Below are 2,126 nucleotides of genomic sequence, written 5' to 3'. Positions count from 1 at the left end.
ACCGAGGGGCAGATATTTTATTTTTTGGCAATATTCCCAATGGGGCAGGTCTTTCATCTTCTGCGTCCATAGAAATGGCAACTGGCGTTTTATTGAATGGACTTTTCGATTTGAAATTGAAACCCATTCCAATGATTCAATTTGGTCAAATGGTTGAAAATATGTATATCGGTGTTAACAGCGGGATTATGGATCAATTTGCTATCGGTATGGGAAAACAAGATCATGCCATCCTTTTAAATTGTCAAACTCTTGAATATGAATATGCCCCTCTTGAACTGGGTCAATATGTCATCATGATTATCAATACAAATAAACAACGTGCGTTAGCAGGCTCTAAGTATAACGAACGCCGTACGCAATGTGAGCAAGCATTAAGGGACTTGCAGCGGAAACTAGCGGTTCATAGTTTAGGAGAATTAACACCTGAGGAATTTGAACTGAATAAAAAACTAATCACAGATGAGGTGAATCGAAAACGAGCTAAACACGCTGTATATGAAAATGCACGCACATTAGAAGCACTAAAAGATCTGCAGCAGGGAGATCTTATTCGTTTTGGTCAATTAATGAATGAATCTCATCGCTCACTGAGAGACGATTATGAGGTTACCGGTCACGAGCTTGATACCCTCGTCCAAGCTGCATGGGCACAAGATGGAGTAATTGGCGCACGTATGACTGGTGCTGGGTTTGGCGGATGTGCCATTGCGGTTGTGGCAAAAGATAAAGTAAATGATTTCAAGAAAAACATTTCTACTATCTACAGAGAAAAAATCGGTTATGATGCAACATTTTACACAGCCGGGATTGGCAGCGGTGCTAGAGAGATTTCTGAGGAGGCTATACTATGAGTATATTAGTTTTAGGCGGTGCAGGCTATATAGGTTCACATGCTGTTTATCGATTGATTGATCAAGGTGAACAGGTTGTGGTGGTGGATAACCTTGAAACTGGACACAGACAAGCGATACATTCAAAGGCCGTGTTCTATGAGGGAGATATGCGTAATATTGAGTTCTTACGTTCTGTATTTGAAGAAGAACCGATTACTGCAGTGATGCATTTTGCAGCCAATTCACTAGTCGGAGAATCTATGCAAAATCCTCTCAAGTATTATGACAATAATGTTTATGGGACACAGGTATTACTTAAGGCCATGGTTGAATATAAAGTAAAACATATTGTATTCTCTTCAACTGCAGCAGCCTATGGTGAGCCTGATATGGCGCTCATTACCGAATCGGCACCCACGAACCCAACCAACACATATGGTGAGACGAAACTAACCATGGAAAAGATGATAAAGTGGACCGAACACGCATACGGGATAAAATATGTATCATTACGCTATTTTAATGTAGCCGGCGCAAGAGAAACTTCAGAAATCGGGGAGGACCATCAACCCGAAACTCATCTAATTCCAATCATCTTACAGACTGCTTTAGGGCAACGACCTCATATCACCATTTTTGGAGATGATTATGACACGCCTGATGGATCGTGTATCCGGGATTATATTCATGTAGAAGATTTAATTACTGCTCATCTTTTAGCCTTAAACTATTTACAAGCTTGCGGCAAAAGTGATGTGTTTAATTTGGGAAGCAGCCAGGGATTCTCTGTGAAAGAAATGATTGAAGCAGCAAGAGAGGTTACAGGCAAGGACATTCGAGCAGAAATTGGGCCGCGCCGAACCGGTGATCCGGGGACTCTAGTAGCAAGTTCGGAAAAAGCGAAACAAGTACTAGGCTGGAATCCAACTAGAACATCCATTTCGAAGATGATTGAGGACGCATGGAAATGGCACTCTTCCCAGCCGGATGGTTACAAAAAGGATGTGCTAACTTGATCTATCAACATATTGCCGGTCTGATTCAGAAGGCGTTGGATGTGCAATTAATTGAACCGGGAGATAAGGTTTATATTCGAAATCAGGTGATGAGCTTACTTGGACTGGATACCTATCCTGAAGAGGTGCAGCTATGTGAGGATTCAATTCCAAATCTTATAGAGAAAATCATTGCATATGCAGTGGAAGATAAAGTGATAGATAACGTCTTTGATGAGAGGGAAATCTTAGCAGCCAATTTAATGAATTGCTTTGTTCCAAGACCATCCGTTGT

2 protein-coding genes and 1 pseudogene are annotated in these 2,126 nt (G+C 41.3%); all 3 read left to right on the top strand.

Features of this window, described 5'->3' with window-relative positions; translation table 11 throughout:
* On the top strand, positions 1 to 854 hold an 854-nt coding region (locus tag HP456_RS23200; protein WP_172255460.1), incomplete at its 5' end, for a galactokinase.
* Positions 851 to 1,852: a UDP-glucose 4-epimerase GalE gene (gene galE / locus HP456_RS23195; protein WP_172255458.1), complete on the top strand. Its 1,002-nt coding sequence runs from the start codon at positions 851 to 853 to the stop codon at positions 1,850 to 1,852. The genes HP456_RS23200 and galE, both read left to right, overlap by 4 nt.
* Positions 1,849 to 2,126, top strand: a pseudogene (locus HP456_RS23190) (UDP-glucose--hexose-1-phosphate uridylyltransferase); the annotation flags it as partial. The gene galE and the pseudogene HP456_RS23190, both read left to right, overlap by 4 nt.

Origin of the sequence: Bacillus haikouensis (genome assembly GCF_013179555.1) — a bacterium.
Classification (GTDB): domain Bacteria; phylum Bacillota; class Bacilli; order Bacillales; family Bacillaceae_B; genus Rossellomorea; species Rossellomorea haikouensis_A.
Note: the sequence above shows the minus strand (reverse complement) of the source record. Positions and strands in the feature narration are given on the sequence as shown.

Coding starts and splice junctions, on each gene's coding strand:
- galE (WP_172255458.1), top strand. CDS start 851: ATGAGTATATTAGTTTTAGGCGGTGCAGGCTATATAGGTTCACATGCT.